Source organism: Nonomuraea jiangxiensis (assembly GCF_900099965.1).
Classification (GTDB): Bacteria; Actinomycetota; Actinomycetes; order Streptosporangiales; family Streptosporangiaceae; genus Nonomuraea; species Nonomuraea jiangxiensis.
On sequence record NZ_FNDJ01000003.1, the window covers coordinates 639,645 to 666,464 of the forward strand.

At 66.5% G+C, this 26,820-nt stretch carries 34 protein-coding genes; all 34 read right to left on the minus strand.

Going from position 1 to position 26,820, the window contains the following annotated elements:
- Window positions 1–38: 38 nt before the first annotated feature.
- Window positions 39–419 carry a 30S ribosomal protein S13 gene (rpsM, locus tag BLS95_RS09210; protein WP_090930439.1) on the minus strand — a complete coding sequence of 127 codons (381 nt, stop codon included), beginning with the start codon at window positions 417–419 and terminating at the stop codon, window positions 39–41.
- A gap of 225 nt (window positions 420–644) precedes the next feature.
- Entirely contained in the window at window positions 645–758 is a 114-nt protein-coding gene (gene rpmJ / locus BLS95_RS09215; protein ID WP_003956441.1) for a 50S ribosomal protein L36, read from the minus strand.
- Window positions 759–780: 22 nt separating this feature from the next.
- Window positions 781–1,002, minus strand: coding sequence for a translation initiation factor IF-1 (gene infA / locus BLS95_RS09220; protein ID WP_012887858.1), 222 nt, complete (start codon window positions 1,000–1,002; stop codon window positions 781–783).
- A gap of 234 nt (window positions 1,003–1,236) precedes the next feature.
- Window positions 1,237–1,668: a DUF1707 SHOCT-like domain-containing protein gene (locus BLS95_RS09225; RefSeq protein ID WP_090930440.1), complete on the minus strand. Its 432-nt coding sequence runs from the start codon at window positions 1,666–1,668 to the stop codon at window positions 1,237–1,239.
- Window positions 1,669–1,682: 14 nt separating this feature from the next.
- A complete protein-coding gene (gene map / locus BLS95_RS09230; RefSeq protein ID WP_090930441.1) occupies window positions 1,683–2,492 on the minus strand; it encodes a type I methionyl aminopeptidase in 810 nt (269 codons plus the stop codon).
- A gap of 121 nt (window positions 2,493–2,613) precedes the next feature.
- On the minus strand, window positions 2,614–3,264 hold the full coding sequence (locus tag BLS95_RS09235) for an adenylate kinase (RefSeq protein WP_090930442.1): 651 nt from the start codon (window positions 3,262–3,264) through the stop codon (window positions 2,614–2,616).
- Window positions 3,264–4,568 carry a preprotein translocase subunit SecY gene (secY, locus tag BLS95_RS09240; RefSeq protein WP_090930443.1) on the minus strand — a complete coding sequence of 435 codons (1,305 nt, stop codon included), beginning with the start codon at window positions 4,566–4,568 and terminating at the stop codon, window positions 3,264–3,266. The genes BLS95_RS09235 and secY overlap by 1 nt, the downstream gene beginning before the upstream one ends.
- A gap of 167 nt (window positions 4,569–4,735) precedes the next feature.
- Window positions 4,736–5,191, minus strand: coding sequence for a 50S ribosomal protein L15 (rplO, locus tag BLS95_RS09245; RefSeq protein ID WP_090930444.1), 456 nt, complete (start codon window positions 5,189–5,191; stop codon window positions 4,736–4,738).
- 2 nt (window positions 5,192–5,193) lie between these two features.
- Window positions 5,194–5,376 carry a 50S ribosomal protein L30 gene (rpmD, locus tag BLS95_RS09250; RefSeq protein WP_080043226.1) on the minus strand — a complete coding sequence of 61 codons (183 nt, stop codon included), beginning with the start codon at window positions 5,374–5,376 and terminating at the stop codon, window positions 5,194–5,196.
- A 2-nt stretch (window positions 5,377–5,378) separates the two neighbouring features.
- Complete coding sequence (gene rpsE, locus BLS95_RS09255) at window positions 5,379–6,008, minus strand: 30S ribosomal protein S5 (protein ID WP_090930445.1); 630 nt, start codon at window positions 6,006–6,008, stop codon at window positions 5,379–5,381.
- Window positions 6,009–6,090: 82 nt separating this feature from the next.
- Window positions 6,091–6,474, minus strand: coding sequence for a 50S ribosomal protein L18 (rplR, locus tag BLS95_RS09260; RefSeq protein ID WP_090930446.1), 384 nt, complete (start codon window positions 6,472–6,474; stop codon window positions 6,091–6,093).
- Between the two features lie 2 nt (window positions 6,475–6,476).
- Window positions 6,477–7,019, minus strand: coding sequence for a 50S ribosomal protein L6 (gene rplF / locus BLS95_RS09265; protein ID WP_090930447.1), 543 nt, complete (start codon window positions 7,017–7,019; stop codon window positions 6,477–6,479).
- A gap of 16 nt (window positions 7,020–7,035) precedes the next feature.
- Window positions 7,036–7,434, minus strand: a complete 399-nt coding sequence (gene rpsH / locus BLS95_RS09270; protein ID WP_090930448.1) for a 30S ribosomal protein S8 — start codon at window positions 7,432–7,434, stop codon at window positions 7,036–7,038.
- 221 nt (window positions 7,435–7,655) lie between these two features.
- Window positions 7,656–7,841 (minus strand): type Z 30S ribosomal protein S14, encoded by a 186-nt coding sequence (locus BLS95_RS09275; RefSeq protein WP_020542298.1) that lies wholly within the window; start codon window positions 7,839–7,841, stop codon window positions 7,656–7,658.
- Window positions 7,842–7,843: 2 nt separating this feature from the next.
- Window positions 7,844–8,419, minus strand: coding sequence for a 50S ribosomal protein L5 (gene rplE, locus BLS95_RS09280; RefSeq protein WP_090930449.1), 576 nt, complete (start codon window positions 8,417–8,419; stop codon window positions 7,844–7,846).
- Window positions 8,419–8,718, minus strand: coding sequence for a 50S ribosomal protein L24 (gene rplX / locus BLS95_RS09285; protein WP_143043647.1), 300 nt, complete (start codon window positions 8,716–8,718; stop codon window positions 8,419–8,421). Before rplX ends, rplE begins: the two co-directional genes overlap by 1 nt.
- Before the next feature lie 8 nt (window positions 8,719–8,726).
- On the minus strand, window positions 8,727–9,098 hold the full coding sequence (rplN, locus tag BLS95_RS09290; RefSeq protein WP_026214151.1) for a 50S ribosomal protein L14: 372 nt from the start codon (window positions 9,096–9,098) through the stop codon (window positions 8,727–8,729).
- Window positions 9,099–9,319: 221 nt separating this feature from the next.
- Window positions 9,320–9,625, minus strand: a complete 306-nt coding sequence (rpsQ, locus tag BLS95_RS09295) for a 30S ribosomal protein S17 (protein ID WP_090930451.1) — start codon at window positions 9,623–9,625, stop codon at window positions 9,320–9,322.
- The gene (gene rpmC, locus BLS95_RS09300) at window positions 9,618–9,854 is read right to left on the minus strand and encodes a 50S ribosomal protein L29 (protein ID WP_090930525.1); all 237 of its coding nucleotides are present in this window, start codon (window positions 9,852–9,854) and stop codon (window positions 9,618–9,620) included. The genes rpsQ and rpmC overlap by 8 nt, the downstream gene beginning before the upstream one ends.
- A complete protein-coding gene (rplP, locus tag BLS95_RS09305; RefSeq protein ID WP_090930452.1) occupies window positions 9,854–10,273 on the minus strand; it encodes a 50S ribosomal protein L16 in 420 nt (139 codons plus the stop codon). Before rplP ends, rpmC begins: the two co-directional genes overlap by 1 nt.
- 2 nt (window positions 10,274–10,275) lie before the next feature.
- On the minus strand, window positions 10,276–11,124 hold the full coding sequence (gene rpsC, locus BLS95_RS09310; protein WP_090930453.1) for a 30S ribosomal protein S3: 849 nt from the start codon (window positions 11,122–11,124) through the stop codon (window positions 10,276–10,278).
- Window positions 11,124–11,477 carry a 50S ribosomal protein L22 gene (gene rplV / locus BLS95_RS09315; RefSeq protein WP_090930454.1) on the minus strand — a complete coding sequence of 118 codons (354 nt, stop codon included), beginning with the start codon at window positions 11,475–11,477 and terminating at the stop codon, window positions 11,124–11,126. Before rplV ends, rpsC begins: the two co-directional genes overlap by 1 nt.
- Window positions 11,478–11,500: 23 nt before the next feature.
- Window positions 11,501–11,779, minus strand: a complete 279-nt coding sequence (gene rpsS, locus BLS95_RS09320; protein ID WP_090930455.1) for a 30S ribosomal protein S19 — start codon at window positions 11,777–11,779, stop codon at window positions 11,501–11,503.
- Between the two features lie 11 nt (window positions 11,780–11,790).
- The gene (gene rplB / locus BLS95_RS09325; protein ID WP_090930456.1) at window positions 11,791–12,627 is read right to left on the minus strand and encodes a 50S ribosomal protein L2; all 837 of its coding nucleotides are present in this window, start codon (window positions 12,625–12,627) and stop codon (window positions 11,791–11,793) included.
- Between the two features lie 101 nt (window positions 12,628–12,728).
- Window positions 12,729–13,031, minus strand: a complete 303-nt coding sequence (rplW, locus tag BLS95_RS09330; RefSeq protein ID WP_090930457.1) for a 50S ribosomal protein L23 — start codon at window positions 13,029–13,031, stop codon at window positions 12,729–12,731.
- Window positions 13,031–13,690 carry a 50S ribosomal protein L4 gene (rplD, locus tag BLS95_RS09335; RefSeq protein WP_090930458.1) on the minus strand — a complete coding sequence of 220 codons (660 nt, stop codon included), beginning with the start codon at window positions 13,688–13,690 and terminating at the stop codon, window positions 13,031–13,033. Before rplD ends, rplW begins: the two co-directional genes overlap by 1 nt.
- Complete coding sequence (gene rplC / locus BLS95_RS09340; RefSeq protein ID WP_090930459.1) at window positions 13,687–14,340, minus strand: 50S ribosomal protein L3; 654 nt, start codon at window positions 14,338–14,340, stop codon at window positions 13,687–13,689. Before rplC ends, rplD begins: the two co-directional genes overlap by 4 nt.
- Before the next feature lie 14 nt (window positions 14,341–14,354).
- A complete protein-coding gene (gene rpsJ, locus BLS95_RS09345; protein ID WP_090930460.1) occupies window positions 14,355–14,663 on the minus strand; it encodes a 30S ribosomal protein S10 in 309 nt (102 codons plus the stop codon).
- Between the two features lie 272 nt (window positions 14,664–14,935).
- Window positions 14,936–16,129 (minus strand): elongation factor Tu, encoded by a 1,194-nt coding sequence (gene tuf, locus BLS95_RS09350; RefSeq protein WP_090930461.1) that lies wholly within the window; start codon window positions 16,127–16,129, stop codon window positions 14,936–14,938.
- 151 nt (window positions 16,130–16,280) lie between these two features.
- Window positions 16,281–18,329 carry an elongation factor G gene (gene fusA / locus BLS95_RS09355; protein ID WP_245764947.1) on the minus strand — a complete coding sequence of 683 codons (2,049 nt, stop codon included), beginning with the start codon at window positions 18,327–18,329 and terminating at the stop codon, window positions 16,281–16,283.
- 84 nt (window positions 18,330–18,413) lie between these two features.
- The gene (gene rpsG / locus BLS95_RS09360; protein ID WP_020542314.1) at window positions 18,414–18,884 is read right to left on the minus strand and encodes a 30S ribosomal protein S7; all 471 of its coding nucleotides are present in this window, start codon (window positions 18,882–18,884) and stop codon (window positions 18,414–18,416) included.
- 2 nt (window positions 18,885–18,886) lie between these two features.
- On the minus strand, window positions 18,887–19,261 hold the full coding sequence (rpsL, locus tag BLS95_RS09365; RefSeq protein ID WP_043623420.1) for a 30S ribosomal protein S12: 375 nt from the start codon (window positions 19,259–19,261) through the stop codon (window positions 18,887–18,889).
- A gap of 700 nt (window positions 19,262–19,961) precedes the next feature.
- The gene (locus BLS95_RS09370; protein ID WP_090930463.1) at window positions 19,962–23,837 is read right to left on the minus strand and encodes a DNA-directed RNA polymerase subunit beta'; all 3,876 of its coding nucleotides are present in this window, start codon (window positions 23,835–23,837) and stop codon (window positions 19,962–19,964) included.
- Window positions 23,838–23,853: 16 nt separating this feature from the next.
- The coding region (gene rpoB, locus BLS95_RS09375) for a DNA-directed RNA polymerase subunit beta (protein WP_090930464.1) at window positions 23,854–26,820 on the minus strand (2,967 nt) is incomplete at its 5' end.

Here is a 26,820-nt window from a genome sequence, read left to right on the forward strand (position 1 = left end):
TGCCTTTACTCCTGAGGTCTTCGGTCCGCGGCTGTGGACTACTTCTTACCGGGCTTCTTCTTGCCCGCGACGGTCTTCTTCTTGCCCTTGCGGGTGCGCGCGTTGGTCTGGGTGCGCTGACCGTGGACGGGCAGGCCCTTGCGGTGCCGGATGCCCTGGTAGCAGCCAATTTCGATCTTGCGACGGATGTCGGCCTGGACCTCGCGGCGCAGGTCACCCTCGATCTTGAAGTTCGCCTCGATGTAGTCACGCATCGGGACGAGCTCGGCGTCGGTGAGCTGGTGCACGCGGAGGTCACCGCTGACACCGGTGGCCTCGAGGATCTCGTGGGCCCGGGTGCGGCCGATTCCGTAAATGTAGGTGAGAGCGATCTCCAGCCGCTTTTCGCGGGGGAGGTCCACGCCAACCAGGCGAGCCATGGCGGGCATTCTCCTTCTCTGTGGCGGAGGTCTTGCGCCTCACTTCCCCTCCCCAATGCCCGGGGTGAGGGCCCCGGCCTCCGACCGGGGGTCTCCCGAGCGGTTCGGGCCTTCCGGAGAAGGACCGCCTGCCCGGGTGTGACACGCGATTACTGGCTCGGGCTTCTCATGCGTCGAGCCCGCTCCCTGGCGGGGCGGACTCGGAGGAGAAGCCCTTGCGGCGACCTAGCCCTGACGCTGCTTGTGGCGCAGGTTGTCGCAGATCACCATGACGCGACCGTGCCGGCGAATCACCTTGCACTTGTCGCAGATCTTCTTGACGCTCGGCTTTACCTTCATCGTCCTTTGTTCCTCAGACGTCTTATTTGTATCGGTAGACGATCCGCCCACGACTCAGGTCGTAGGGGCTCAGCTCAACGACTACCCGGTCGTCCGGCAGGATCCGGATGTAGTGCATCCGCATCCGTCCGCTGATGTGGGCCAGGACCTTATGGCCGTTGTCGAGCTGCACCCGGAACATGGCGTTCGGGAGCGACTCGACCACAGTGCCCTCGATCTCGATGGCGCCGTCTTTCTTGGCCAAAATTCCTCGCGTTTCACTGATCGATCGTCTGAGGCTCCGGTTCACTAAGCAGCCGCGACCTCACGCTTCGAAGAGAGCGGCGACCGCAACGATCGCCGACGCGTGATGGTCATAGTGAGCCGACTAAGGAGTGTACGACACCTGACCCCAAAACGCGAAACGCGTGCCAGGTGTCCTGACACAACCATGCAATAGTCTACCCCACCTTGGCGTGTCCCGATCCCGGACACAGGCCTACCGGTGGCGCTGGTGCCGGTTTCCCCCGAGCACGGTGCTGATCAGCAGGATCACGCCCCACGGCCCCATCACCCACAGCGGCCACGGATACACTAAATCGCCCGACGTGACGCTCACGATCAGCCAGATCACCCAGTTGATGCCGCTGGCCGTGGCCCAGGCTCCCCAGGCCGCCCGCATCCCGGGGTGCATGCGGCTGTCCGGCAGCGCGGCCGGGCTCACCTTGGCGGGGCGGTTGCGCAGGTCCACATCCGGCAGGTCGGCCGTCAGCTTGGCCAGCTCACCATAGGTCTTGCTGCTGTAGAGCGATTCGAGCCGCTCGTTGAACTCGTCCATGGTGATCCGGCCCTGCGCGGTATGCTCGCGGAGGATGGCGGCCACCCGGTCGCGGTCAGCGTCGGAGGCTCGCATCTCGGGGCTGTTGGCCATCCCACCACTCCCGGCTAGTCCTGCAAGTGCGCTAGGCGCTCTTTGCCCCCATCCAGGGCGGTCAGCACCCAAGGACCATTATGTGTCACCGCGACGCTGTGCTCGAAGTGTGCGGAGGGCTTTCCGTCGATCGTCACCACGGTCCAGTCGTCCGAGAGTACGCGGGTGCGCTCGGTGCCCAGATTGACCATCGGCTCGACGGCCAGGCACATGCCCTCCTCCAGCACCGGGCCCCGGCCGGGCCGACCGTGGTTGGCGATCCACGGGTCCATGTGCATCTCGGTGCCGATACCGTGGCCGCCGTACTCGGGCGGGATGCCGAAGCGCCCCTGCGACTTGACGTACCGCTCCACCTCGTGGCCGATGTCCGACAGGTGGCGGCCGACGCTCAGCGCGGCGATGCCGCGCCACATGGCCTCCTCCGTGATCCGCATGAGCTCCGTCAGCTTGGGGTCCACCTCGCCGACCGGCACGGTCACCGCGGAGTCGCCGTGCCAGCCGTCCAGGATCGCGCCGCAGTCGATCGAGATGATGTCTCCCTCGCGCAGCTTGCGGGCGTCGGTCGGGATGCCGTGCACGACTTCCTCGTTCACGGAGGCGCAGATCGTCGCCGGGAAACCCTGGTAGCCCTTGAACGACGGGATCGCCCCCTCGTCCCTGATGGCCTTCTCGGCGATGCCGTCGAGGTCGAGCGGCGTCATGCCGGGCTCGACCGAGCGCTTCAACAGGTCGAGCGTGCGCCCGACCACCAGGCCCGCGGCCCGCATCTTCTCCAGTTGTTCCGGAGACTTGATCTGGATCCCGTGCCGGTTGCGCTTGAACATCTGCCTGCCCCCCTGGGTCTCAACGGGCCGCGTTGGGGGCCCAATCCCCCCACAATAACCGCCCAATAGCGGTCAGGGTGGCACGGAAACCCGTGCCACCCTGAAACGGTCGTACTCCGACTTAACCCATGAACGGGCGAATCGCCTCCATGGCCCGCTGCGTGACTTCCTCGACCGGACCCGTGGCGTCGACGCCCACGAGAACGCCCTCGTCGGCGTAGTAGGAGACCAGCGGCGCCGTCTGCTCCTGGTAGACCTCCAGGCGGTGCCGGACCGTCTCCTCCTTGTCGTCGTCACGCTGGAAGAGCGCGCCCCCGCACGCGTCGCACTTGTCGTCCTTCTTGTCGTCGAACTCGACGTGCCAGATGCGCCCGCACTGGCTGCAGGTGCGCCGGCCGGCCAGCCGCCTCACCACCTCGTCGTCATCGACGACCAGCTCCAGCACGAGGTCGAGGGCCTGGCCCCAGTCCTTGAGCATGTCGCGCAGGATCTCGGCCTGCGCGACGTTCCTGGGGAAGCCGTCGAGCAGGAAACCGTCCTGCGCGTCGTCCTCGGACAGACGGTCACGGACCATGGCGATGGTCACCTCGTCGGGCACCAGGTCACCACGGTCCATATACGTCTTGGCCAGCTTGCCCAGGTCCGTGCCCCCCGAGACATTGGCACGGAAGATGTCACCCGTCGAGATCTTCGGGATCGACAGGTTCGATGCGATGTACTGGGCCTGTGTCCCCTTACCCGCTCCGGGGGGCCCGACCAGAACGAGACGCACTACCGCAGGAAACCTTCGTAGTTACGCTGCTGCAGCTGGCTCTCGATCTGCTTCACCGTGTCCAGGCCGACACCAACCATGATCAGAATGCTCGTCCCTCCGAACGGGAAGTTCTGGCTCGCACCGGACACCGCCAGCGCGACGATCGGGACCATGGAGATCAGACCCAGATAGAGCGAGCCCGGCGCGGTCAGGCGGGTGAGCACGAAGTTCAGGTATTCAGCCGTCGGACGGCCGGGACGGATGCCCGGAATGAAACCACCGTACTTCTTCATGTTGTCGGCGACTTCAGTGGGGTTGAACGTGATGGACACGTAGAAGTACGTGAAGAAGATGATCAGGAGGAAGAACGTGGCCATGTAGATCGGCGTGTCGCCGGTGGCCAGGTTCTGGGAGATCCACCGGATGACCGCGTTGTCGGTGGTCTGGAACAGCGACGTGATGAGCTGTGGCAGGTAGAGCAGCGACGAGGCGAAGATGACCGGGATGATGCCGGCCTGGTTGACCTTGAGCGGGATGTAGGTGGACGTGCCGCCGTACATCCTGCGGCCCACCATGCGCTTGGCGTACTGCACCGGGATGCGGCGCTGGGCCTGCTCGACGAAGACCACCGCGGCGATCATGAAGATGCCGACGACCATGACGACCGCGAAGGTGAACTTGTTGGCCTGGAAGATGTTGGTCAGCTCGGACGGGAAGACCGCGACGACCTGGGTGAAGATCAGGATGGACATGCCGTTGCCGACGCCCCGGTCGGTGATGAGCTCGCCCAGCCACATGATCACCGACGTACCGGCGGTCATGATGATGACCATCGTGACGATGCCGAAGATGTTGTCCGGGTCGAGCAGGACGTCCTGCTGGCAGTTCGGGAAGAGCTGACCGGTGCGGGCCAGCGCGATGAAGGCGGTCGACTGGAGAACGGCGAGCCCGATCGTCAGATAACGCGTATACTGCGTGATCTTGGTCTGACCGGCCTGCCCCTCCTTCTTCAGTGCCTCAAGACGTGGGATCACCACGACGAGCAGCTGGAGGATGATGCTCGCGGTGATGTACGGCATGATGCCCAGCGCGAACACCGACAACTTCAGGAGCGCACCACCACTGAAGAGCTGCACCATCCCATAGATGTTGCCGGCGGCTCCATTACGGGCCTGGTCGAAACAGGCCGCGAGATTCTGGACGTGAACACCCGGAGTCGGAAGAACCGAGCCGAGTCGGAACAGCGCGATGATGCCCAGGGTGAAGAGCAACTTCTTGCGCAGGTCCGGTGTCCGGAACGCCCGGGTAAACGCGGTCAGCACGGTCCCTCCTGCGCGCCTTTACGGCGGTATGAGTATGCGATGGTGCGGGGATCTGCCATCTGAAGTCTCAGGTCAAACGAGCCCGACAGAATCCTGCCGTCTCGCGAACTCTAACGCACTACGGGCGTGGGGGCATTTGTCAAAGCCCCCACGCCGCGTAATTGCTCTTACAGCTCGGTAACGGAACCACCAGCAGCGGCGATCTTCTCCTTCGCGGCGGACGAGAAGGCGTGAGCCTGCACGTTCACCGCGACGGAGAGCTCACCGGTGCCGAGCACCTTCACGAGCTGGTTCTTGCGGACAGCGCCCTTGGCGACCAGCGTCTCGACGGTGACATCGCCACCCTCGGGGAACAGCTCGCCGAGCTTGTCCAGGTTGACGACCTGGTAGGTCGTCTTGAACAGCGCGTTGGAGAAGCCCTTGAGCTTCGGCAGACGCCTCTGCAGCGGCACCTGGCCACCCTCGAAACCGAGGGGGACCGTCGTACGGGCGTGGCTGCCCTTGGTGCCGCGACCGGCCGTCTTGCCCTTCGACGCCTCGCCGCGACCCTTGCGGATCTTGGCCTTGTTGGCGCCAGGAGCAGGACGCAGGTCGTGAATCTTGAGCGGAGCCTTGTCAGTCATGACTAGTCGACCTCTTCCACCTCGACGAGGTGCGTCACCACGGAGACCATCCCGCGAATCTCGGGCCGGTCCTCCTTGACGACGACGTCGCCGATCCGCTTCAGGCCAAGCGAACGCAGCGAGTCACGCTGGTTCTGCTTGCCACCGATCTTCGAGCGAACCTGAGTGATCTTCAGGCGTGCCATGACTAGCTCACCGCCTTAGCCGCCGCCGCTTCCGCGAGGCCTTCGCGCTGGGCCTTCAGCATCGCGGGCGGGGCGACGTCCTCGATCGGCAGGCCACGGCGGGCGGCGATCTCCTCGGGCCGCGACAGGGCCTTCAGCGCCGACACGGTGGCGTGCACGATGTTGATCGGGTTGTCCGAGCCGAGCGACTTGGACAGCACGTCGTGGATGCCGGCGCACTCCAGCACCGCGCGCACCGGGCCACCGGCGATGACGCCGGTACCGGCCGAGGCCGGACGGAGGAAGACGACGCCCGCCGCCTCCTCGCCCTGCACGGTGTGCGGGATGGTGCCCTGGATCCTGGGCACCTTGAAGAAGTGCTTCTTGGCCTCTTCGACGCCCTTGGCGATGGCCGCGGGCACTTCCTTGGCCTTGCCGTAGCCGACGCCGACCAGGCCGTTGCCGTCACCGACGACGACGAGGGCGGTGAAGCTGAAGCGACGACCACCCTTCACGACCTTGGCCACTCGGTTGATCTTCACTACGCGCTCGATGTACGAGACGCCCTTGTCGGCGGCGCCACCGCGGCGATCGTCACGACGGTCCCGCCGCTCGCCACCGGTGCCGCCACCGCGACGCGGAGCTGCAGCCATCAGTGGTTCCTCATCTCAACAGTTGCCATCATTGGTGATGCCGTCATTTGCGACGCCATCATGCGCGGTCCCCGGGCCCCCATCAGAACTGGAGCCCGCCCTCGCGAGCGCTGTCGGCCAGCGCCGCGATCCGACCCGCGTACCGGTTGCCACCGCGGTCGAAGACGACCGCCGTGATGCCGGCTTCCTTGGCCCGCTGAGCGAGGAGCTCGCCGACCTTCTTCGCCTTCTCGGTCTTGTCCGCCTCCAGCGTGCGCAGCGCCGGGTCCATGGTGGACGCGCTCACGAGCGTGTGGCCGACGGAGTCGTCCACGATCTGGACGAACATGTGCCGGGTCGAGCGGTTGACGACCAGGCGCGGACGCGCGGTCGTACCGACGACGTTCTTGCGGACGCGGCGGTGACGGCGAGCCCGCGAGACGGTGCGGGCAGCCGTGTGCTTGCCGAACGCAGTCTTCGGAGCCATGCCTACTTACCAGCCTTTCCGACCTTGCGGCGGATCTGTTCGCCCTGGTAGCGCACGCCCTTGCCCTTGTACGGGTCCGGCTTGCGCAGCTTGCGGATGTTGGCCGCGACCTCACCGACCTTCTGCTTGTCGATGCCGTCCACGTGGAACAGGGTCGGCCGCTCGACGCGGAAGGTGACACCCTCGGGGGCGTCGACGATGACGGGGTGGCTGTAGCCCAGCGAGAACTCGAGCTGCGTGGGGCCCTTGGCCTGGACGCGGTAACCGACGCCGACGATCTCCAGGGTCTTGGAGTACCCCTGGGTGACCCCCAGCACCATGTTGGAGATCAGCGTCCTCGACAGGCCGTGCAGCGCGCGTACCTTGTTCTCGTCGTTGGGGCGGCTGACGGCGATGGCGCCGTCGTCGTCGCGGGCCACCGTGATGGGGTCCGCGACCGTGTGAGTGAGCGTGCCCTTCGGGCCCTTGACCTGGACATCCTGGCCACTGATCGTGATGTCTACGCCACTGGGCACCGGGATGGGCAGCCGTCCGATTCGCGACATGCTGTGTTCCTCCCCTCTACCAGACGTAGGCGAGGACTTCCCCGCCCACACCACGCTTGCCGGCCTGCTTGTCGGTCATGAGACCGGCGGACGTCGAGATGATCGCGACGCCCAGCCCGCCCAGGACTCGAGGCAGATTGTCCTTCTTCGCATAAACCCGCAGACCGGGCTTCGACACCCGGCGCAGGCCCGCGAGCGACCGCTCACGGGTAGGCCCGAACTTGAGCTCCACCACGAGGTTCTTGCCCACCTTGGCGTCCTCGACGGTCCAAGCCTGGATGTAGCCCTCCTGCTGGAGGATCTCGGCGATGTGCGCCTTGATCTTCGAGTACGGCATCGACACGCTGTCGTGGTACGCCGAGTTCGCGTTGCGCAGACGTGTGAGCATGTCTGCGATCGGGTCGGTCATCGTCATGGCCAGTGGCCTTCCTCGCCGCGGTTTCCAGTCGGTCAAGCAGCCCTTGTGGTCGAGTCCGCCGCAACCGGCACCTGTCGGTGCCCGCTCCGGCTACCTCTCCTCGTGCTCTACCGGTGGACCTTCGGCGTGGTCACGGACGCGGGATGCGTCCTGTTGGTCTAGTGAATATGTGTGCGGTCGATCACCCAGGGGCGACACGGGGCCGCCCCTTAGGGTAACTACCAGCTCGACTTGGTGATGCCGGGCAGCTCGCCCCGGTGCGCCATCTCGCGGAAGCACACGCGGCACAGCCCGAACTTGCGGTAGACGGCGCGCGGCCGGCCACAACGCGAGCAACGAGTGTATGCCCGGACCTCGAACTTCTGCTTACGCCCTGCCTTGGCGATCAGTGACTTCTTCGCCATGATCAGGCCTCCTTGAACGGGAACCCGAGAAGCTTCAGCAGCGCCCGGCCCTGGTCGTCGTTCTTCGCGGTGGTCACGATCGTGATGTCCATGCCCCGCGGCCGGTCGACCTTGTCCTGGTCGACCTCGTGGAACATGACCTGCTCGGTCAGACCGAACGTGTAGTTGCCGTTGCCGTCGAACTGCTTGGGCGACAGACCGCGGAAGTCCCTGATGCGCGGCAGCGCCAGAGCGAGCAGCCGGTCGAGGAACTCCCACATGCGGTCGCCGCGCAGCGTGACGTGCGCGCCGATCGGCATGCCCTCGCGCAGCTTGAACTGGGCGATGGACTTGCGGGCCCGGACGACCGCCGGCTTCTGCCCGGTGATCGCGGTGAGGTCGCGGACGGCCCCTTCGATGAGCTTGGAGTCGCGCGCCGCCTCGCCCACGCCCATGTTGACCTTGATCTTGGTCAGGGCCGGGATCTGCATGACGTTCTCGATGCCGAACTGCTCGCGAAGCTGGCCCGCGATCTCCTCGCGGTACTTCGTCTTGAGTCGCGGCGTCAGGCGCTCGGTCTCAGTGGTCGTGGCAGTCATCAGCTGTCCTCACCCGTCTCCTCGGCCTTGTCGGCCTTCTTGTCGGCGGGCTTTTCTGCGGGCTTCTCGTCCTTGAGCTTCTTCACGTTGGAGACGTGAATGGGAGCCTCCATGGTCTGCACGCCGCCGGTCTTGGCGCCGCGCGGACCCTGGTGGGTCTCCTTCGAGTGCTTCTTGATCATGTTGATGCCCTCGACCACCACGCGGTCCTCGCGCGGGAGCGCGGCGATGACGCGACCCTTGGCACCCTTGTCCTTGCCGGCGATGACCTGGACCAGGTCACCCTTCTTGACGTGCAGCCTCGACATCACAGCACCTCCGGGGCGAGCGAGATGATGCGCATGAACTTCTTGTCGCGCAGTTCCCGGCCGACCGGGCCGAAGATGCGGGTCCCGCGGGGGTCACCGCTGTCCTTGATGATGACGGCCGCGTTCTCGTCGAAGCGGATGTAGGAGCCGTCGGGCCGGCGGCGCTCCTTGACCGTGCGGACGATGACGGCCTTGACCACGTCGCCCTTCTTGACGCCCGTGCTGCCCGGCAGCGCGTCCTTGACAGTGGCGACGATGACGTCGCCGATACCGGCGTAGCGTCGGCCCGAACCGCCGAGAACACGGATGCAAAGGATCTCCTTCGCGCCCGTGTTGTCGGCGACCTTGAGCCGCGACTCCTGCTGGATCACGTTCTACTCCTGTTAGTCGCGCCGGTTCTCATCTCTGAGCCTGGCGGAACCTGCTGTTGTCTTGTTCCTCCGGCCACAGCCCCGCGGGCCGCTCCACGTGTCTCAGAGCGGCCTGCGGCACCGCACCGCAGGCGACGCGAGGCCGAGGGTGGCCCCGCGTCCTTGGACGCCGTCATGGGGGCTCTGAGCCCCCACGAGGCGCGGCAAGCAGAGAAGGCGTGTTACTTGGCCTTCTCGAGGATCTCCACGACCCTCCACCGCTTGGTGGCGGACAGGGGGCGGGTCTCCATCAGCAGCACGCGGTCGCCGACGCCACAGGCGTTGGCCTCGTCGTGCGCCTTGTACTTGGTCGTCCGGCGGATGACCTTGCCGTACAGGCGGTGCTTCACGCGGTCCTCGACGGCGACGACGACGGTCTTGTCCATCTTGTCGCTGACGACCAGGCCCTCGCGGACCTTGCGGAAGTTCCGCCCGTGCTCGGCGGCCTCGGCGGCCTCGGTGGTGCTGGTCTCGGTGGTCTCAGCCATCGCTCGTCTCCTTCTCAACCGTGATGATGCCGAGCTCCCGCTCACGCATCACGGTGTAGATACGGGCGATCTCGCGGCGGACGGCACGCAGCCGCCCGTGGCTCTCCAACTGACCGGTCGCCGCCTGGAAGCGGAGGTTGAACAGCTCCTCCTTGGCCTCCTTGAGCTTGCGGACCAGGGTGTCCTGGTCCTCCACCCGCAGCTCGCCGGCGGTCAGGCCCTTAGCCATCACGCCTCACCCACTTCACGCTTAACGATTTTGCACTTCATCGGCAGCTTGTGGATCGCGCGCTGAAGCGCCTCGCGCGCGACCGGCTCCGCCACGCCGGACAGCTCGAACAGCACGCGCCCGGGCTTGACGTTGGCGATCCACCACTCCGGCGAACCCTTACCGGAACCCATCCGGGTCTCGGCGGGCTTCTTGGTGAGGGGGCGATCGGGGTAGATGTTGATCCACACCTTGCCGCCACGGCGGATGTGACGGGTCATGGCGATACGGGCCGACTCGATCTGGCGGTTGGTCACGTAGGAGTGCTCAACGGCCTGGATGCCGAACTCGCCGAACACGACCCTGGTGCCGCCCTTGGCGGCGCCGCTGCGGTCAGGCCGGTGCTGCTTGCGGTGCTTGACCCTGCGCGGGATCAGCATGGTCAGCTCCCTTCGGCACCCGGCTGCGCGGCCGGGCCGGTCTCGGGGGCGGTCTGCGCGGCCGCCTCGGTGCGGGGGGCGCGGTCGCCGCGGCCGCCGCCACCGCGACGGGCGCCGCCACCGGCGCCGCCACGACGGGGACGGTCGCCGCCACCACGACGGTCGTCACGCTCACGGCGCTGGCCGGCGCGAGCGCCCGCGGCAGCCGCCTCGCGCTCGGCGCGGCTGGTCGGAGCCTCGCCCTTGTAGATCCAGACCTTCACGCCGATCCGGCCGAAGGTGGTACGGGCCTCGTAGAAGCCGTAGTCGATGTCCGCGCGAAGCGTGTGCAGCGGCACGCGGCCCTCGCGGTAGAACTCCGACCGGGACATCTCCGCGCCGCCCAGACGACCGGAGCACTGGACACGGATGCCCTTGGCGCCGGACTTCATGGCCGACTGCATCGCCTTGCGCATGGCACGGCGGAACGAGACACGGCTGGACAGCTGCTCGGCCACGCCCTGCGCGACGAGCTGCGCGTCGATCTCGGGGTTCTTGACCTCGAGGATGTTGAGCTGGACCTGCTTCTTGGTCAGCTTCTCCAGGTCGCCACGGATGCGGTCCGCCTCGGCGCCGCGCCGGCCGATCACGATGCCGGGACGCGCGGTGTGGATGTCCACCTGTACGCGGTCCGTGGTGCGCTCGATCTCGACCTTGGAGATGCCGGCCCGCTCCATGCCCTTCTGCAGCATGCGGCGGATCGACACGTCCTCGGCGACGTACGACTTGTACAGCTTGTCGGCGTACCACCGGCTCTTGAAGTCGGTCGTGATGCCGAGGCGGAACCCGTGCGGGTTAACCTTCTGGCCCACTATCGGGTCCTTCCCTTCGGCTCGCGGGATTCCACGATCACAGTGATGTGGCTGGTCCGCTTGTTGATCCGATAGGCGCGACCCTGTGCACGCGGGCGGAACCGCTTCAGCGTCGGGCCCTCGTCGACCCATGCCCGGCTCACGACGAGCGTGTTCGGGTCGAGGTCGAAGTTGTGCTCGGCATTCGCCATGGCGCTGCTGAGCACTTTGTAGATCGGCTCGCTCGCCGACTGGGGAGCGAACTGCAGCACGGCCTGCGCCTCCGAAGCGGGCAGCCCGCGAATAAGGTCCACCACGCGGCGGGCCTTCATGGGCGTGACGCGGACGAACCGCGCCTGGGCCCTGGCTTCCATCGCTTTCTCCTACTTCTGGACGCTTACCGCCGGCTGCGGCGGTCTTCCTTGACGTGGCTGCGGAACGTCCGCGTGGGGGCGAACTCTCCGAGCTTGTGGCCGATCATCGACTCGGTGATGAAGACCGGGACGTGCTTGCGGCCGTCGTGCACGGCGATCGTGTGCCCGAGCATGTCGGGGACGATCATGGAGCGCCGCGACCACGTCTTGATGACGTTCTTGCTGCCCTTCTCGTTCTGAGCGTCCACCTTCTTCTGAAGGTGGTCGTCCACGAAAGGACCCTTCTTTAGGCTACGTGGCATTTCGGCTGCTCCTACCGCTTCTTCCTCTTGCTCCGGCGCCGGATGATCAACCGGTCGCTGGCCTTGTTGGCCTGGCGGGTGCGCCCCTCGGGCTTGCCCTTCGGGTTCACCGGGTGGCGACCACCGGAGGTCTTGCCCTCACCACCACCGTGCGGGTGGTCGACGGGGTTCATCGCGACACCGCGGACGGTCGGGCGCTTGCCCTTCCACCGCATACGGCCGGCCTTGCCCCAGTTGATGTTGGCCTGCTCGGCGTTGCCGACCTGACCCACCGCGGCCCGGCAGCGCACGTCGACCATGCGCATTTCACCCGACGGCATACGCAGCGTGGCGTACTGGCCTTCCTTGGCGAGCAGCTGGATCTGGGCGCCCGCGGAACGGCCCAGCTTGGCGCCGCCGCCCGGACGGAGCTCCACCGCGTGGATGAAGGTACCGGTCGGAATGTTGCGCAGCGGCAGGCAGTTGCCCGGCTTGATGTCGGCGGCGGGGCCGTTCTCGATGCGGTCACCCTGCTTGAGGCCCGTCGGCGCGATGATGTAGCGCTTCTCACCGTCGGCGTAGTGGAGCAGAGCGATGTTGGCGGTACGGTTCGGGTCGTACTCGATGTGAGCGACCTTCGCCGGAATGCCGTCCTTGTCATGCCTACGGAAGTCAATGATCCGGTAGGCGCGCTTGTGACCGCCGCCCTGGTGGCGTGCGGTGACCCGGCCGTGTACGTTCCGGCCGCCCTTGCTGTGAAGGGGTGCAAGCAGCGACTTCTCGGGCGTGCTGCGGGTGATCTCGGAGAAGTCCGAGACACTCGATCCGCGGCGACCCGGGGTCGTCGGCTTGTACTTACGGATGCCCATCTTTTTCGTTCATCCTTCGTCGGTTACATGGGTGAGCCCGCCACACGGAGTGCGGCGGTCTCGACCCCGCGAGCCTTTCGGCCCGCTCACTTCTCTGGCTGCTAGCCGATCTGACCGAAGATGTCGATCCGATCGCCCTCCACCAGGCTCACGATCGCGCGCTTGGTGTCGGGACGCTTGCCGAAACCGGTACGAGTCCGCTTGCGCTTGCCCGCCCGGTTGATGGTGTTCACGCTGCTGACCTTGACCCCGAAGATCTGCTCGACAGCGATCTTGACCTGGGTCTTGTTCGCGGTCTTCCGCACCAGGAACGTGTACTTGTTGAACTCATCGATCAGGCCGTAGCTCTTCTCAGAGACGACCGGCTTGATGATGACGTCGCGCGGGTCGGCGATCTTCTCCATCAGGCCTCTTCTCCCTCATTGGACGCCGACCCTGCCGAGAGCCGGGCCACGACCTGGTCGTAGGCCTCCTGCGTGAAAACCACGTCGTCAGCCACGAGCACGTCGTACGTGTTGAGCTGCCCGGCGTCCAGCAGGTGGACCTCCGGGGCGTTGCGCAGGCTGAGCCACGTCGCCTCGTCGGTCTCGTCGACCACGACGAGCACGCGGGCGGCCTGGGTGATCTTGCGCAGGGCCTGCAGCGCGGCCTTGGTCTTGGGGGTGTCCCCCGTGACCAGCGAGCTGACCACGTGCACGCGCCCGCCGCCGGCCCTGTCGGAGAGGGCGCCACGCAGCGCGGCCGCCTTCATCTTCTTGGGCGTCCGCTGCGAGTAGTCGCGCGGAACCGGACCGTGGACGGTGCCACCGCCGGTGAACTGCGGCGCGCGGGTCGAGCCCTGGCGGGCGCGGCCGGTGCCCTTCTGGCGGTACGGCTTCTTGCCACCGCCGGAGACCTCACCACGGGTCTTGGCCTTGTGCGTGCCCTGCCGGCGAGCGGCGAGCTGGGCCACGACCACCTGGTGGATCAGCGGTACGTTGACCTTGGCGCCGAAGACGTCTTCCGGCAGGTCGACGGTGCCGGTCTTGGCGCCGCTCGCGTCGAGGACGTCAATGGTGCTCACTTGGCAGCCCCCTTCTTGGCAGCGGTGCGAACGAGGACCAGACTTCCGTTGGCGCCGGGGATCGCACCCTTGATCAGGATGAGACCGTTCTCGACGTCAACGGAGTGAACCTTGAGGCTCTGCACGGTGGTGCGGACGTTACCCATCCGGCCAGCCATGCGCAGACCCTTGAAAACGCGGCCCGGGGTGGCGCAGCCACCGATGGAACCCGGCGAACGGTGCTTGCGCTGCGTACCGTGCGACGCGCCCAGACCACCGAAGCCGTGCCGCTTCATGACACCGGCGAAGCCCTTGCCCTTGCTCTTGCCCGTCACGTCGACGAACTGGCCGGCCTCGAAGGTGTCGGCCAGCAGCTCCTGGCCCAGGGTGTAGTCGTTCGCGTCGTCGGTGCGGATCTCCGCGAAGTAACGGCGCGGGGTGATGTCGTGCTTACGCAGGTAGTCGCCGAGCGGCTTGTTGACCTTCCGGGGGTCGACCTGCCCGAAGCCGAGCTGAACGGCGGAGTAGCCGTCCTTCTCGGGAGTGCGGACGCGGGTCACCACGCACGGACCGGCCTCCACCACGGTGACCGGGACCATCCGGTTGTCCGCGTCGAAGACCTGGGTCATGCCGAGCTTCTTGCCCAGGACGCCCTTGATCGTCTTAGCCATGTCAGTGCGTTCCCTCAGAGCTTGATCGAAATGTCGACACCCGCGGGGAGGTCGAGCCGCATGAGCGAGTCAACCGTCTTGGGGGTCGGGTCGATGATGTCAATCAGCCGCTTGTGCGTGCGCATCTCGAAGTGCTCGCGGCTGTCCTTGTACTTGTGCGGCGAGCGGATGACGCAGTACACGTTCTTCTCGGTCGGCAGCGGCACCGGGCCCGCGACCTTCGCGCCAGTCCGCGTCACTGTCTCGACGATCTTCTTGGCCGAAGTGTCGATGACCTCGTGGTCATAGGCCTTAAGCCGGATGCGGATCTTCTGTCCCGCCATAGTGGCCTCGGTGTCCTTCGCTGTCGTCTGAAAAAGTATCGTGCGGCCTTGTGCCGCTGTGTTGCTGCAGGCCAGAGCCTGCGTGACCCCACGAGGCAGACGCAGTGGAGCTGCCTGTTTCTTCCGTGATCCGGCAGTGACTTCGGTCACCGGACCGAGATCGTCCCGTCAGCCGAAGTGACTGCAGGATCACGGCGCCGGTTCGCAGGGCCTTGTACGCGGATCGGCGGTCGGTCCCAGGTGCGGGGCCGACCGCCGCCCCGACGGTCCAGCTACTTGATGATCTTCGTGACCCGACCGGCGCCGACGGTACGGCCGCCCTCGCGGATCGCGAACTTCAGACCTTCCTCCATGGCGATGGGCTGGATCAGCTCAACGCGCATCTCGGTGTTGTCGCCCGGCATGACCATTTCCGTGCCCTCGGGGAGGTTGACGACGCCGGTGACGTCGGTCGTACGGAAGTAGAACTGCGGACGGTAGTTGTTGAAGAACGGCGTGTGGCGGCCGCCCTCGTCCTTGGACAGGATGTAGACCTGGCCGTTGAACTCGGTGTGCGGGGTGGTCGTGCCCGGCTTGATGATGCACTGGCCGCGCTCGACGTCGTCGCGCTTGATGCCGCGGAGCAGCAGGGCGGCGTTGTCACCGGCGTGACCCTCGTCGAGCATCTTGTTGAACATCTCGATGCTGGTGACGGTGGTGGTCGTCTTCTCCGGCTTGATGCCGATGATGTCGACCTGCTCGTTGACCTTGACGATGCCGCGCTCGATACGGCCGGTGACGACCGTGCCGCGACCGGTGATCGAGAAGACGTCCTCGACCGGCATGAGGAACGGCTTGTCCGTCTCACGCGGCGGCTCGGGCACGTTCTCGTCCACGGCGTTCATGAGCTCGACGATGCTGTCGGCCCACTTCGCGTCACCCTCAAGAGCCTTGAGGGCGGAGACGCGTACGACCGGCAGGTCGTCGCCGGGGAACTCCTGAGCGGACAGGAGCTCACGGACCTCAAGCTCGACCAGCTCGAGGATCTCCTCGTCGTCGACCATGTCGGCCTTGTTGAGGGCCACGACGATGTAGGGGACGCCGACCTGGCGGGCCAGGAGGACGTGCTCCTTCGTCTGCGGCATCGGGCCGTCGGTGGCGGCGACCACGAGGATCGCGCCGTCCATCTGAGCGGCACCGGTGATCATGTTCTTCACGTAGTCGGCGTGACCGGGGCAGTCCACGTGGGCGTAGTGGCGCTTCTCGGTCTGGTACTCGACGTGCGCGATGGAGATCGTAATGCCGCGGGCCTTCTCCTCCGGCGCCTTGTCGATCTTGTCGAACGGCGTCGCGGCGTTGAGGTCCGGGTAACGGTCGTGGAGCACCTTGGTGATCGCCGCGGTCAGCGTGGTCTTGCCGTGGTCGATGTGCCCAATGGTGCCGATGTTCATGTGCGGCTTGTTCCGCTCGAACTTGGCCTTGCCCACTGGTTCTCTCCTTAGAGAATCTGACTGACTTTCGTCTACACACTCGGGCCCGGGAACTCCCGAACCCCTTGGCGGTGGGGCGGCTCTCACCACCCCACCAGGGACCAGAACTGCAGTCCCGCTCCGATCCCTGGCGGGATCGGACCGGAAACTACTCGCCCCGGGCCTTCGCGACGATCTCCTTGGCGATGCCCGGAGGCACCTCCGCATAGGAGTCGAACTGCATGCTGTAGCTCGCGCGCCCCTGCGTCTTGCTACGCAGGTCACCCACGTAGCCGAACATCTCAGACAGCGGCACGAGCGCCTGGACGACCCGGGCGCCGGCCCGCTCGTCCATCGCCTGGATCTGCCCGCGACGACCGTTGAGGTCGCCGATGACGTCACCCATGTAGTCCTCGGGCGTGGTGACCTCGACGGCCATCATCGGCTCGAGGAGCACGGCGTCCGCCTTGCGCGCGGCCTCCTTGAAGGCCATCGAGCCGGCGATCTTGAAGGCCATTTCCGAGGAGTCGACGTCGTGCGCGGCACCGTCGGTCAGCGTAACCTTCACGCCCACCATCGGATAGCCGGCCAGCACGCCGAACTCGGCGGCCTCCTGGGCGCCCGCGTCGACCGACGGGATGTACTCCCGCGGGACGCGACCACCGGTGACCTTGTTCTCGAACTCGTAGCCGTCGTTGCCCTCGCCCAGCGGCTCCAGGTCGATGATCACCCGCGCGAACTGACCGGAACCACCGGTCTGCTTCTTGTGGGTGTAGTCGACCTTCTCCACCTTGCGGCGGATGGTCTCGCGGTAGGCGACCTGCGGGCGGCCGACGTTGGCCTCGACCTTGAACTCGCGGCGCATCCGGTCGACGAGGATCTCCAGGTGGAGTTCGCCCATGCCCCAGATGACCGTCTGGCCGGTCTCCTCGTCGCGGCGAACCTGGAAGGACGGGTCCTCCTCGGCCAGCCGCTGGATCGCGGTCGACAGCTTCTCCTGGTCGCCCTTGGTCTTGGGCTCGATGGCGACGTTGATGACCGGAGCCGGGAACGTCATCGACTCGAGCACGACCTGGTTGGAGGTGTCGGACAGCGTGTCGCCCGTCGTGGTGTCCTTCAGGCCCATGACGGCGACGATCTGACCGGCGATGGCCGACGGCCGCTCTTCACGCTTGTTGGCGTGCATCTGGTAGATCTTGCCGATCCGCTCCTTCTTGCCCTTCACAGAGTTGGTGACCTGTGAACCGGCCTCGAGCGTGCCCGAGTAGATGCGGATGTAGGTGATCTTGCCCAGGTGCGGGTCGCTGGCGATCTTGAAGGCCAGAGCGGAGAACGGCTCACTCGGGTCCGCGTGCCGCTCGATGACCTTCTCCTCGTTGCCGACCGCGTGGCCCTTGAAGGCCGGGATGTCGGTCGGCGCCGGGAGGTAGGCGACGATCGCGTCGAGCAGGGGCTGCACGCCCTTGTTCTTGAACGCGGTGCCGCACAGGACCGGGTTGATGGAGCTGGTCAGCGTGGCGCGGCGCAGGGCCGCGATCAGCTGCTCCTCGGTGGGCTCGGTGCCCTCCAGGTAGAGCTCCATCAGCTCGTCGTCGTTCTCGGCGACGGTCTCGATGAGGCGGTCCCGCCACTCGCGAGCGGCGTCGGCGTGGTCGGCCGGGATGTCGACGGTGTCGTACATCTCGCCCTTGGCCGCCTCGGCGCTCCAGATGAGGCCCTTCATCGTGATGAGGTCGATGACGCCCTTGAAGTCGGCCTCGACACCCCAGGGGAGCTGGACCACGGCGGGGGTCGCGCCCAGGCGGCTGACCATCATCTCGACGCAGCGGTGGAACTCCGCGCCGACCCGGTCCATCTTGTTCACGAAGCAGATGCGCGGGACGTTGTAGCGGTCGGCCTGGCGCCACACCGTCTCCGACTGCGGCTCAACACCCGCGACGCCGTCGAACACGGCGACGGCACCGTCGAGCACGCGGAGCGAGCGCTCCACCTCGATGGTGAAGTCGACGTGTCCCGGGGTGTCGATGATGTTGATGGTGTGACCGAGCCACTCACAGGTGGTCGCGGCGGACGTGATCGTGATGCCGCGCTCCTGCTCCTGCTCCATCCAGTCCATCGTGGCAGCGCCCTCGTGGACTTCACCGATCTTGTAGTTGATGCCGGTGTAGAACAGGATGCGCTCGGTCGTGGTGGTCTTGCCCGCGTCGATATGGGCCATGATCCCGATGTTGCGGACCTTGGCCAGGTCAAGAGCGGTCGTGGTGGCCACTTCTCTCGCGTCCTCGTCGTCTCGTCGAACCCACTACCAGCGGTAGTGAGCGAAGGCCTTGTTGGACTCGGCCATCTTGTGGGTGTCCTCGCGCTTCTTCACGCTCGCCCCGAGGCCGTTGCTGGCGTCGAGGAGCTCGTTCATGAGGCGCTCGGTCATGGTCTTCTCGCGGCGGGCGCGGGAGTACTGCACCAGCCAGCGCAGGGCCAGCGTGGTGCTGCGCGCGGCACGCACCTCGACCGGCACCTGGTAGGTCGCGCCACCGACTCGACGGCTGCGGACCTCAAGGGTCGGCTTGACGTTGTCAAGCGCGCGCTTGAGGGTGACGACCGGGTCGTTGCCCGTCTTCTCCCTGCAACCCTCAAGGGCGCCGTAGACGATTGACTGTGCGATGGAACGCTTGCCGTCCAGCAGCACCTTGTTGATCAGGGCGGTCACCAGCGGCGAGCTGTAAACCGGGTCAGCCATGAGCTGACGACGGCCAGGAGAACCCTTACGAGGCATGGTTAGCTCTTCTCCTTCTTCGCGCCGTAGCGGCTGCGGGCCTGCTTGCGGTTGCGGACACCCTGGGTGTCCAGCGAACCGCGGATGATCTTGTAGCGAACACCCGGCAGGTCCTTCACACGACCGCCACGCACGAGCACGATGGAGTGCTCCTGCAGGTTGTGGCCCACTCCGGGGATGTAGGCCGTGACCTCGATGCCGTTCGTGAGCCGAACGCGGGCCACCTTACGCAGTGCCGAGTTGGGCTTCTTCGGGGTCGTGGTGTACACGCGCTGGCAGACGCCGCGCCGCTGCGGACTCCCCTTGAGGGCAGGAGTCTTGGTCTTGGCGACCTTGTCCTGCCGGCCCTTGCGGACCAACTGCTGAATAGTGGGCACTGCCACTCCGTTTCGTGCCTTGGCCGGTGTTACGTCATCAGGTCTTGCGATTCGCAGGTGCTGCCGGTGTCATGACCTGCTGGTTTTCCCTGTCTCGGCGCCCCCGCGCTCGGGCGTGTCGCGCCATTCACACAGACACATCCGAAAGGGAAACGAGCCAGGAAGCCGTCCTACGCCGCAATGAGCGCACGGTCGAGGGCCCGCATAGAGACGGGCACGATGTCCAAGACTACCCAGGCCCATGCGACACGTCAAAACGGCGCGACAAGGCCAGTCAGCCTTGCCACTCCGGATCGCCGGGGCCTATTTCATCCAGCCCATCTACAGCTCCGCCGCCATGATATCCGCCCTGCACAGCATTCCGCACGGAGATCCCGGCACCCGAATCCACCGGATCCGGCCCGGACATTCGGATCGGCCGGGCGTTCCGCCGTTCTCGCTCGCGGCCGAGGGCCCGCCCCCGGCGACCCGTCGCCGAGCTTTCGCCGGCAGGCCACGACCACGTAACCCGGCCCACAGGGCGTCGTAACGGCGCCTGACCCGCGCGGGGTCAGCGGCCGTCTCCCTGGAGCGTCCCCGGCCCCGTGCGGCGGCTGGGGCCACCACGGCGCCGCGTAACGGACGGCGGGGTTCACACAGCAGCGCGCCCGGGCCCCCCGAAACGGGAGACCCGGGCGCGTCACAGCGAACTATGAAAGGTTCACCGGTTGTACTGACCGAAGTCGTATTCCTCCAGCGGAACCGCCTCGCCGCTGCCGGTGCCGAACGTGTAGTCGGCCGCGGAGCCGTCGTAGCCGCCGACGGTGTACATCGCCGCCTTGGCCTCCTCGGTGGGCTCCACCCGGATGTTGCGGTATTGCGGCATGCCCGTGCCCGCCGGGATGAGCTTACCGATGATGACGTTCTCCTTCAGGCCCAGGAGCGAGTCGGACTTGGCGTGGATCGCCGCGTCCGTCAGGACCCTGGTCGTCTCCTGGAAGGAGGCCGCCGACAGCCACGACTCGGTGGCGAGCGACGCCTTCGTGATGCCCATGAGCACCGGACGGCCGGCGGCCGGAGAGCCGCCCTCCGCCACCGTCTCGCGGTTCATCTGCTCGAAGCGCGGGCGCTCCACGAGCTCGCCGGGCAGCAGGTCGGTGTCACCGGACTCCAGCACGTTCACGCGCTTGAGCATCTGCCGCACGATGATCTCGATGTGCTTGTCGTGGATCGACACACCCTGCGACCGGTAGACCTGCTGGACCTCCGCCACCAGGTGCAGCTGCACGGCCCGCGGGCCGAGGATGCGCAGCACCTCGTTGGGGTTGACCGCACCGGCCACCAGCTGCTGGCCGACCGAGATCCGCTGGCCCTCCTGCACGAGCAGGCGCGAGCGCATCGACACCGGGTAGGCGATCTCCTCCGAACCGTCGTCGGGGGTGATCACGATCTTCCTGGTCTTGTCGGTCTCGTCGATCCGGGCCCGGCCCTCGGCCTCGGAGATCGGGGCGACACCCTTGGGGATGCGCGCCTCGAAGAGCTCCGTGACACGGGGCAGACCGTGGGTGATGTCGGCGCCGGCCACACCACCGGTGTGGAACGTCCGCATCGTCAGCTGTGTACCGGGCTCACCGATCGACTGGGCGGCGATGATGCCGACCGCCTCGCCGACGTCCACGAGCTTGCCGGTGGCCAGCGAGCGGCCGTAGCAGGTCGCGCAGACACCGATCTTGGCCTCGCAGACGAGCGCGCTGCGGGTGCGTACGGTCTCGACACCGGCCTCGACCAGCGCGGTGACGTGCTGGTCGTTGATGTCGACCCCCGCCGCGGCGATGATCTTGCCGTCGACCTCGACGTCCTCGGCCAGGATGCGGCCGTGCACGTTGGACTCGGCGTTCTCCGCCTTGACCAGGTTGCCCGCCGAGTCCCGCTCGCCGACGTGCAGCGGGACCGCGCGGTCGGTGCCGCAGTCGATCTCGCGCACGATGACGTCCTGCGCCACGTCCACCAGACGCCGGGTCAGGTAACCCGAGTCCGCGGTGCGCAGGGCGGTGTCGGCAAGACCCTTCCGCTGGCCGTGGGTGGAGATGAAGTATTCCAGCACCGACAGGCCCTCGCGGAACGAGGCCTTGATCGGCCGCGGGATCGTCTCACCCTTGGTGTTGGACACCAGGCCGCGGATGCCGGCGATCTGCCGGACCTGCATCTTGTTACCACGGGCGCCGGAGTTGACCATCATCCAGACCGGGTTGGTCGCCGGGAAGGCGTTGACCATGTCGGTCTCGACGTCGGCCGTCGCGTGCGTCCAGATCTCGATGAGCTCCTGACGGCGCTCCTCGTCGGTGATCAGACCGCGCTCGTACTCGCGCTGCACCTTGTCGGCCCGGCGCTCGTAGTTCTCCATGATGTCGGTCTTGTTCGGGGGCGCGACGACGTCCTCGATCGAGATCGTGACACCGGAGCGGGTCGCCCAGCGGAAGCCGGCGTCCTTGAGCGCGTCGAGCGAGTTGGCGACCTCGATCTTCGGGTAGGTCTCCGCCAGCTCGTTGACGATCGTGGACAGCTGCTTCTTGCCGACCTGGAAGTCGACGAACGGGTAGCTGTCGGGCAGCGTCTGGTTGAACAGGCACCGCCCGAACGTCGTCTCCAGCCGGATCGGGTCGCCCTGCTCCCAGCCGTCGGGCGCCACCCAGTCGCGCGGCGGCAGGACGTCCTTCAGCCGGATCCGGATCTTCGCCTGGATCTCCAGCTCGCGGCGGTCGAAGGCCATCTGCGCCTCGGCGATCGAGCCGAACACGCGGCCCTCGCCCTGCGCGCCCTCCTTCTCGGTGGTCAGCCAGTAGAGGCCGATGACCATGTCCTGGGTGGGCATCGTCACGGGCTTGCCGTCGGCCGGCTTGAGGATGTTGTTGGTCGAGAGCATCAGGATGCGTGCCTCGGCCTGGGCCTCAGCCGACAGCGGCAGGTGCACGGCCATCTGGTCGCCGTCGAAGTCCGCGTTGAACGCGGTGCAGACGAGCGGGTGGATCTGGATGGCCTTGCCCTCCACGAGCTGCGGCTCGAACGCCTGGATGCCCAGGCGGTGGAGCGTCGGAGCGCGGTTGAGCAGCACCGGGTGCTCGGTGATGACCTCTTCGAGCACGTCCCACACCACGGGGCGGGCCCGCTCGACCATCCGCTTGGCGGACTTGATGTTCTGTGCGTGGTTGAGGTCCACGAGCCGCTTCATCACGAACGGCTTGAACAGCTCCAGCGCCATCTGCTTGGGCAGACCGCACTCGTGCAGCTTGAGCTGCGGGCCGACGACGATGACCGAACGGCCGGAGTAGTCGACTCGCTTGCCCAGCAGGTTCTGGCGGAAACGACCCTGCTTACCCTTCAGCATGTCGCTGAGGGACTTCAGGGGCCGGTTGCCGGGACCGGTGACCGGGCGACCGCGGCGGCCGTTGTCGAACAGCGCGTCCACGGCCTCCTGCAGCATGCGCTTCTCGTTGTTCACGATGATCTCGGGCGCGCCGAGGTCGAGCAGCCGCTTGAGGCGGTTGTTCCGGTTGATGACCCGGCGGTAGAGGTCGTTGAGGTCGGAGGTCGCGAACCGGCCACCGTCGAGCTGCACCATCGGGCGCAGGTCCGGCGGGATGACCGGGATGCAGTCCAGGACCATGCCGCGCGGCGAGTTGGTGGTGTTCAGGAACGCCGACACGACCTTGAGCCGCTTGAGCGCGCGGGCCTTCTTCTGGCCCTTGCCGCTGCGGATGGTCTCGCGCAGGTTTTCGGCCTCGGCGTCGAGGTCGAAGCTGATCAGGCGGTCCTGGATCGCCTGCGCGCCCATGCCGCCCTTGAAGTAGCGGCCGAAGCGGTCGCGCATCTCGCGGTAGAGCAGCTCGTCGCCCTCAAGGTCCTGGACCTTGAGGTTCTTGAAGCGGCTCCAGACCTCGTCGAGCCGGTCCAGCTCGCGCTGGGCCCGGTCGCGGAGCTGACGCATCTCACGCTCGGCGCCCTCGCGGACCTTGCGGCGCTGGTCACCCTTGGCACCGGCGGCCTCAAGCTCGGCCAGGTCGCCCTCGAGCTTCTTCTGCCTGGCCTCGACGTCGGCGTCGCGGCGCTGCTCGATGTGCTGCCGCTCGACGGAGATCTTCGCCTCCAGCGAGGGCAGGTCACGCTCACGCATCTCGGCGTCGACCTGAGTGATCATGTACGCCGCGAAGTAGATGACCTTCTCCAGGTCCTTCGGGGCGAGGTCGAGCAGGTAGCCGAGGCGCGAAGGAACGCCCTTGAAGTACCAGATGTGCGTGACCGGCGCGGCCAGCTCGATGTGGCCCATCCGCTCGCGGCGCACCTTGGCGCGCGTGACCTCGACGCCACAGCGCTCACAGATGATGCCCTTGAAGCGGACGCGCTTGTACTTACCGCAGTAGCACTCCCAGTCGCGGGTCGGACCGAAGATCTTCTCGCAGAAGAGCCCGTCCTTCTCCGGCTTGAGAGTCCGGTAGTTGATGGTCTCGGGCTTCTTGACCTCGCCGTGCGACCACTGACGGATGTCGTCGGCGGTCGCAAGACCGATCCTGAGCTCGTCGAAGAAGTTGACGTCCAGCATTTGTGCGATCTCCCCCTCAGACTTCTTCCACGCTGCTCGGCTCACGCCGGGACAGATCGATACCGAGCTCTTCCGCGGCGCGGAAGACGTCCTCGTCGGTGTCACGCATCTCGATCGACATGCCATCGCTCGACAGCACCTCGACGTTCAGGCACAACGACTGCATCTCCTTGATCAAGACCTTGAACGACTCCGGAATGCCCGGCTCGGGGATGTTCTCGCCCTTGACGATCGCCTCGTACACCTTGACCCGGCCGAGCACGTCGTCGGACTTGATGGTCAGCAGCTCCTGCAACGCGTACGCCGCGCCGTAGGCCTCCAGCGCCCACACCTCCATCTCACCGAAGCGCTGACCACCGAACTGCGCCTTACCACCCAGCGGCTGCTGCGTGATCATCGAGTACGGACCCGTCGACCGCGCGTGGATCTTGTCATCCACCAGGTGCAGGAGCTTGAGGATGTAGATGTAACCGACCGAGATCGGATACGGGAACGGCTCCCCCGAACGGCCGTCGAACAGCCGAGCCTTACCGCTCTGCTGCACCATCCGGTCCCCATCACGGTTCGCCACCGTATTGCCCAGCAGCCCGACGATCTCCTCCTCATGCGCCCCGTCGAACACCGGCGTGGCCACGTTCGTGCGCGGCTCGACCGGATCGAACCCCTTGGCCCGCAACCGCTCCGCCCAGGCCTCCCGCACCCCGGAAATGTCCCAGCCCCGCGCCGCGATCCAACCCAGATGCGTCTCCAGCACCTGACCCACGTTCATCCGGCCGGGCACGCCCAGCGGGTTGAGGATGATGTCCACCGGCGTGCCGTCCTCCAGGAACGGCATGTCCTCCACCGGCAGGATCTTGGAGATGACGCCCTTGTTGCCGTGCCGGCCGGCCAGCTTGTCCCCGTCGGTGATCTTCCGCTTCTGCGCCACGTACACGCGCACCAGCTCGTTGACCCCCGGCGGCAGCTCGTCACCCTCCTCGCGGGAGAACACCCGCACGTGGATGACCTTGCCCTGCTCGCCGTGCGGCACCTTCAGCGAGGTGTCACGCACCTCCCGGGCCTTCTCCCCGAAGATCGCGCGCAGCAGCCGCTCCTCCGGCGTCAGCTCGGTCTCCCCCTTCGGGGTGACCTTGCCCACCAGGATGTCGCCCGGCACCACCTCGGCGCCGATCCGGATGATGCCGCGCTCGTCGAGGTCGGCCAGCACCTCCTCCGACACGTTCGGGATGTCCCGGGTGATCTCCTCGGGGCCCAGCTTGGTGTCGCGGGCGTCGACCTCGTGCTCCTCGATGTGGATCGAGGAGAGCACGTCGTCCTGCACCAGCCGCTGCGACAGGATGATCGCGTCCTCGTAGTTGTGGCCCTCCCACGGCATGAACGCCACCAGCAGGTTCTTACCCAGCGCCATCTCACCGTTGTCGGTGCACGGCCCGTCGGCGATGACCTGGTTGACCTCCACCCGATCACCCTCGGCCACGATCGGCTTCTGGTTGAAACTGGTGCCCTGGTTGGACCGCTTGAACTTGGCCACCCGGTAGGTCGTCCGGGTGCCGTCGTCGTTCATCACGGTGATGTAGTCGGCCGAGACCTCCTCCACCACCCCGGCCTTCTCCGCACTGATCACATCACCCGCATCCGTCGCCGCCCGGTATTCCATCCCCGTGCCCACCAGCGGCGCCTCGCCCCTGAGCAGCGGCACCGACTGGCGCTGCATGTTCGAACCCATCAGCGCCCGGTTGGCGTCGTCGTGCTCCAGGAACGGGATCATCGCGGTGGCCACCGACACCATCTGACGCGGAGACACATCGATGTAGTCGACCTCACCCGACCGGACCAACTCGAACTCACCGCCCTTGCGCCGCACCAGCACCCGGGCCTCGGCGAACGCGCCGTCCGCCGTCAGAGCCGAGTTCGCCTGCGCCATGACGTAACGGTCCTCCTCGTCCGCCGTCAGATAGTCGACCCGCTCGGTGACCCGGCCCTCCACGACCTTGCGGTAGGGCGTCTCGACGAAGCCGAAGGCGTTGAGCCGCCCGAAACACGCCAGCGAGCCGATGAGGCCGATGTTCGGGCCCTCAGGGGTCTCGATCGGGCACATCCGGCCGTAGTGGGACGGGTGCACGTCACGGACCTCGAAGCCGGCCCGCTCACGGGACAGACCACCGGGGCCCAGCGCGTTGAGACGCCGCTTGTGCGTCAGGCCGGCCAGCGGATTGGTCTGGTCCATGAACTGCGACAACTGCGAGGTGCCGAAGAACTCCTTCATCGACGCCACCACCGGGCGGATGTTGATCAAAGTCTGCGGCGTGATCGCCTCCACGTCCTGCGTGGTCATCCGCTCGCGCACGACCCGCTCCATCCGCGCCAGGCCCAGCCGGACCTGGTTCTGGATGAGCTCGCCGACGCTGCGCAGGCGGCGGTTGCCGAAGTGGTCGATGTCGTCGACCTCGACGATCACCTCACCGTCGACGCCCGGCATCGACTCCTCACCCGCATGCAACCGCACGATGTACTCGATCATCGCGACGATGTCCGCCTCGGCCAGCGTGCCCTGAGCGATCGCGGCGTCGACCCCGAGCTTCTTGTTGATCTTGTAGCGGCCCACCTTGGCCAGGTCGTACCGCTTGGCGTTGAAGTACAGATTCTCCAGCAGCGTCTGCGCCGACTCCTTGGTCGGCGGCTCACCGGGCCGCAACTTGCGGTAGATGTCCAGCAGCGCGTCATCCTGGCCGGCCGTGTGATCCTTCTCCAGGGTCGCCCGCATCGACTCGTACTGGCCGAACCGCTCGAGAATCTGCTCGCTCGTCCAGCCCAGCGCCTTCAGCAGCACCGTGACGGCCTGCTTGCGCTTACGGTCGATACGCACACCGACGCTGTCACGCTTGTCGATCTCGAACTCCAGCCAGGCCCCCCGCGACGGGATGACCTTGCACCCGTACAGGTCCTTGTCGGAGGTCTTGTCGACCGTGCGCTCGAAGTACAC

Bases quoted from the DNA above. Each gene is read 5' to 3' on its own strand.
- rpmD (WP_080043226.1), bottom strand. From the start codon at position 5,376: ATGGCACGCCTGAAGATCACTCAGGTTCGCTCGAAGATCGGTGGCAAG.
- BLS95_RS09225 (WP_090930440.1), bottom strand. From the start codon at position 1,668: ATGGCCAACAGCCCCGAGATGCGAGCCTCCGACGCTGACCGCGACCGG.
- fusA (WP_245764947.1), bottom strand. From the start codon at position 18,329: ATGGCCCATATCGACGCGGGCAAGACCACCACGACCGAGCGCATCCTG.
- rpsQ (WP_090930451.1), bottom strand. From the start codon at position 9,625: ATGGCTGAGACCACCGAGACCAGCACCACCGAGGCCGCCGAGGCCGCC.
- map (WP_090930441.1), bottom strand. From the start codon at position 2,492: ATGTTCAAGCGCAACCGGCACGGGATCCAGATCAAGTCTCCGGAACAA.
- rpsH (WP_090930448.1), bottom strand. From the start codon at position 7,434: ATGACGATGACCGACCCGATCGCAGACATGCTCACACGTCTGCGCAAC.
- rpsG (WP_020542314.1), bottom strand. From the start codon at position 18,884: ATGCCTCGTAAGGGTTCTCCTGGCCGTCGTCAGCTCATGGCTGACCCG.
- rpsJ (WP_090930460.1), bottom strand. From the start codon at position 14,663: ATGGCGGGACAGAAGATCCGCATCCGGCTTAAGGCCTATGACCACGAG.
- rplE (WP_090930449.1), bottom strand. From the start codon at position 8,419: ATGACTGCCACGACCACTGAGACCGAGCGCCTGACGCCGCGACTCAAG.
- rpsM (WP_090930439.1), bottom strand. From the start codon at position 419: ATGGCTCGCCTGGTTGGCGTGGACCTCCCCCGCGAAAAGCGGCTGGAG.
- rplF (WP_090930447.1), bottom strand. From the start codon at position 7,019: ATGTCGCGAATCGGACGGCTGCCCATCCCGGTGCCCAGTGGCGTAGAC.
- rpsE (WP_090930445.1), bottom strand. From the start codon at position 6,008: ATGGCTGCAGCTCCGCGTCGCGGTGGCGGCACCGGTGGCGAGCGGCGG.
- rplP (WP_090930452.1), bottom strand. From the start codon at position 10,273: ATGCTGATCCCGCGCAGGGTCAAGCACCGCAAGCAGCACCGGCCTGAC.
- rplW (WP_090930457.1), bottom strand. From the start codon at position 13,031: ATGGAGAAGATCGCCGACCCGCGCGACGTCATCATCAAGCCGGTCGTC.
- rplO (WP_090930444.1), bottom strand. From the start codon at position 5,191: ATGACTGACAAGGCTCCGCTCAAGATTCACGACCTGCGTCCTGCTCCT.
- BLS95_RS09275 (WP_020542298.1), bottom strand. From the start codon at position 7,841: ATGGCGAAGAAGTCACTGATCGCCAAGGCAGGGCGTAAGCAGAAGTTC.
- rpmC (WP_090930525.1), bottom strand. From the start codon at position 9,854: ATGGCTAAGGGCCTGACCGCCGGCGAGCTGCGGGTGGAGGACCAGGAC.
- rpmJ (WP_003956441.1), bottom strand. From the start codon at position 758: ATGAAGGTAAAGCCGAGCGTCAAGAAGATCTGCGACAAGTGCAAGGTG.
- BLS95_RS09370 (WP_090930463.1), bottom strand. From the start codon at position 23,837: ATGCTGGACGTCAACTTCTTCGACGAGCTCAGGATCGGTCTTGCGACC.
- rplV (WP_090930454.1), bottom strand. From the start codon at position 11,477: ATGGAAGCCAGGGCCCAGGCGCGGTTCGTCCGCGTCACGCCCATGAAG.
- rplC (WP_090930459.1), bottom strand. From the start codon at position 14,340: ATGGCTAAGACGATCAAGGGCGTCCTGGGCAAGAAGCTCGGCATGACC.
- rplR (WP_090930446.1), bottom strand. From the start codon at position 6,474: ATGGCTCCGAAGACTGCGTTCGGCAAGCACACGGCTGCCCGCACCGTC.
- rpsS (WP_090930455.1), bottom strand. From the start codon at position 11,779: ATGCCACGTAGCCTAAAGAAGGGTCCTTTCGTGGACGACCACCTTCAG.
- rplB (WP_090930456.1), bottom strand. From the start codon at position 12,627: ATGGGCATCCGTAAGTACAAGCCGACGACCCCGGGTCGCCGCGGATCG.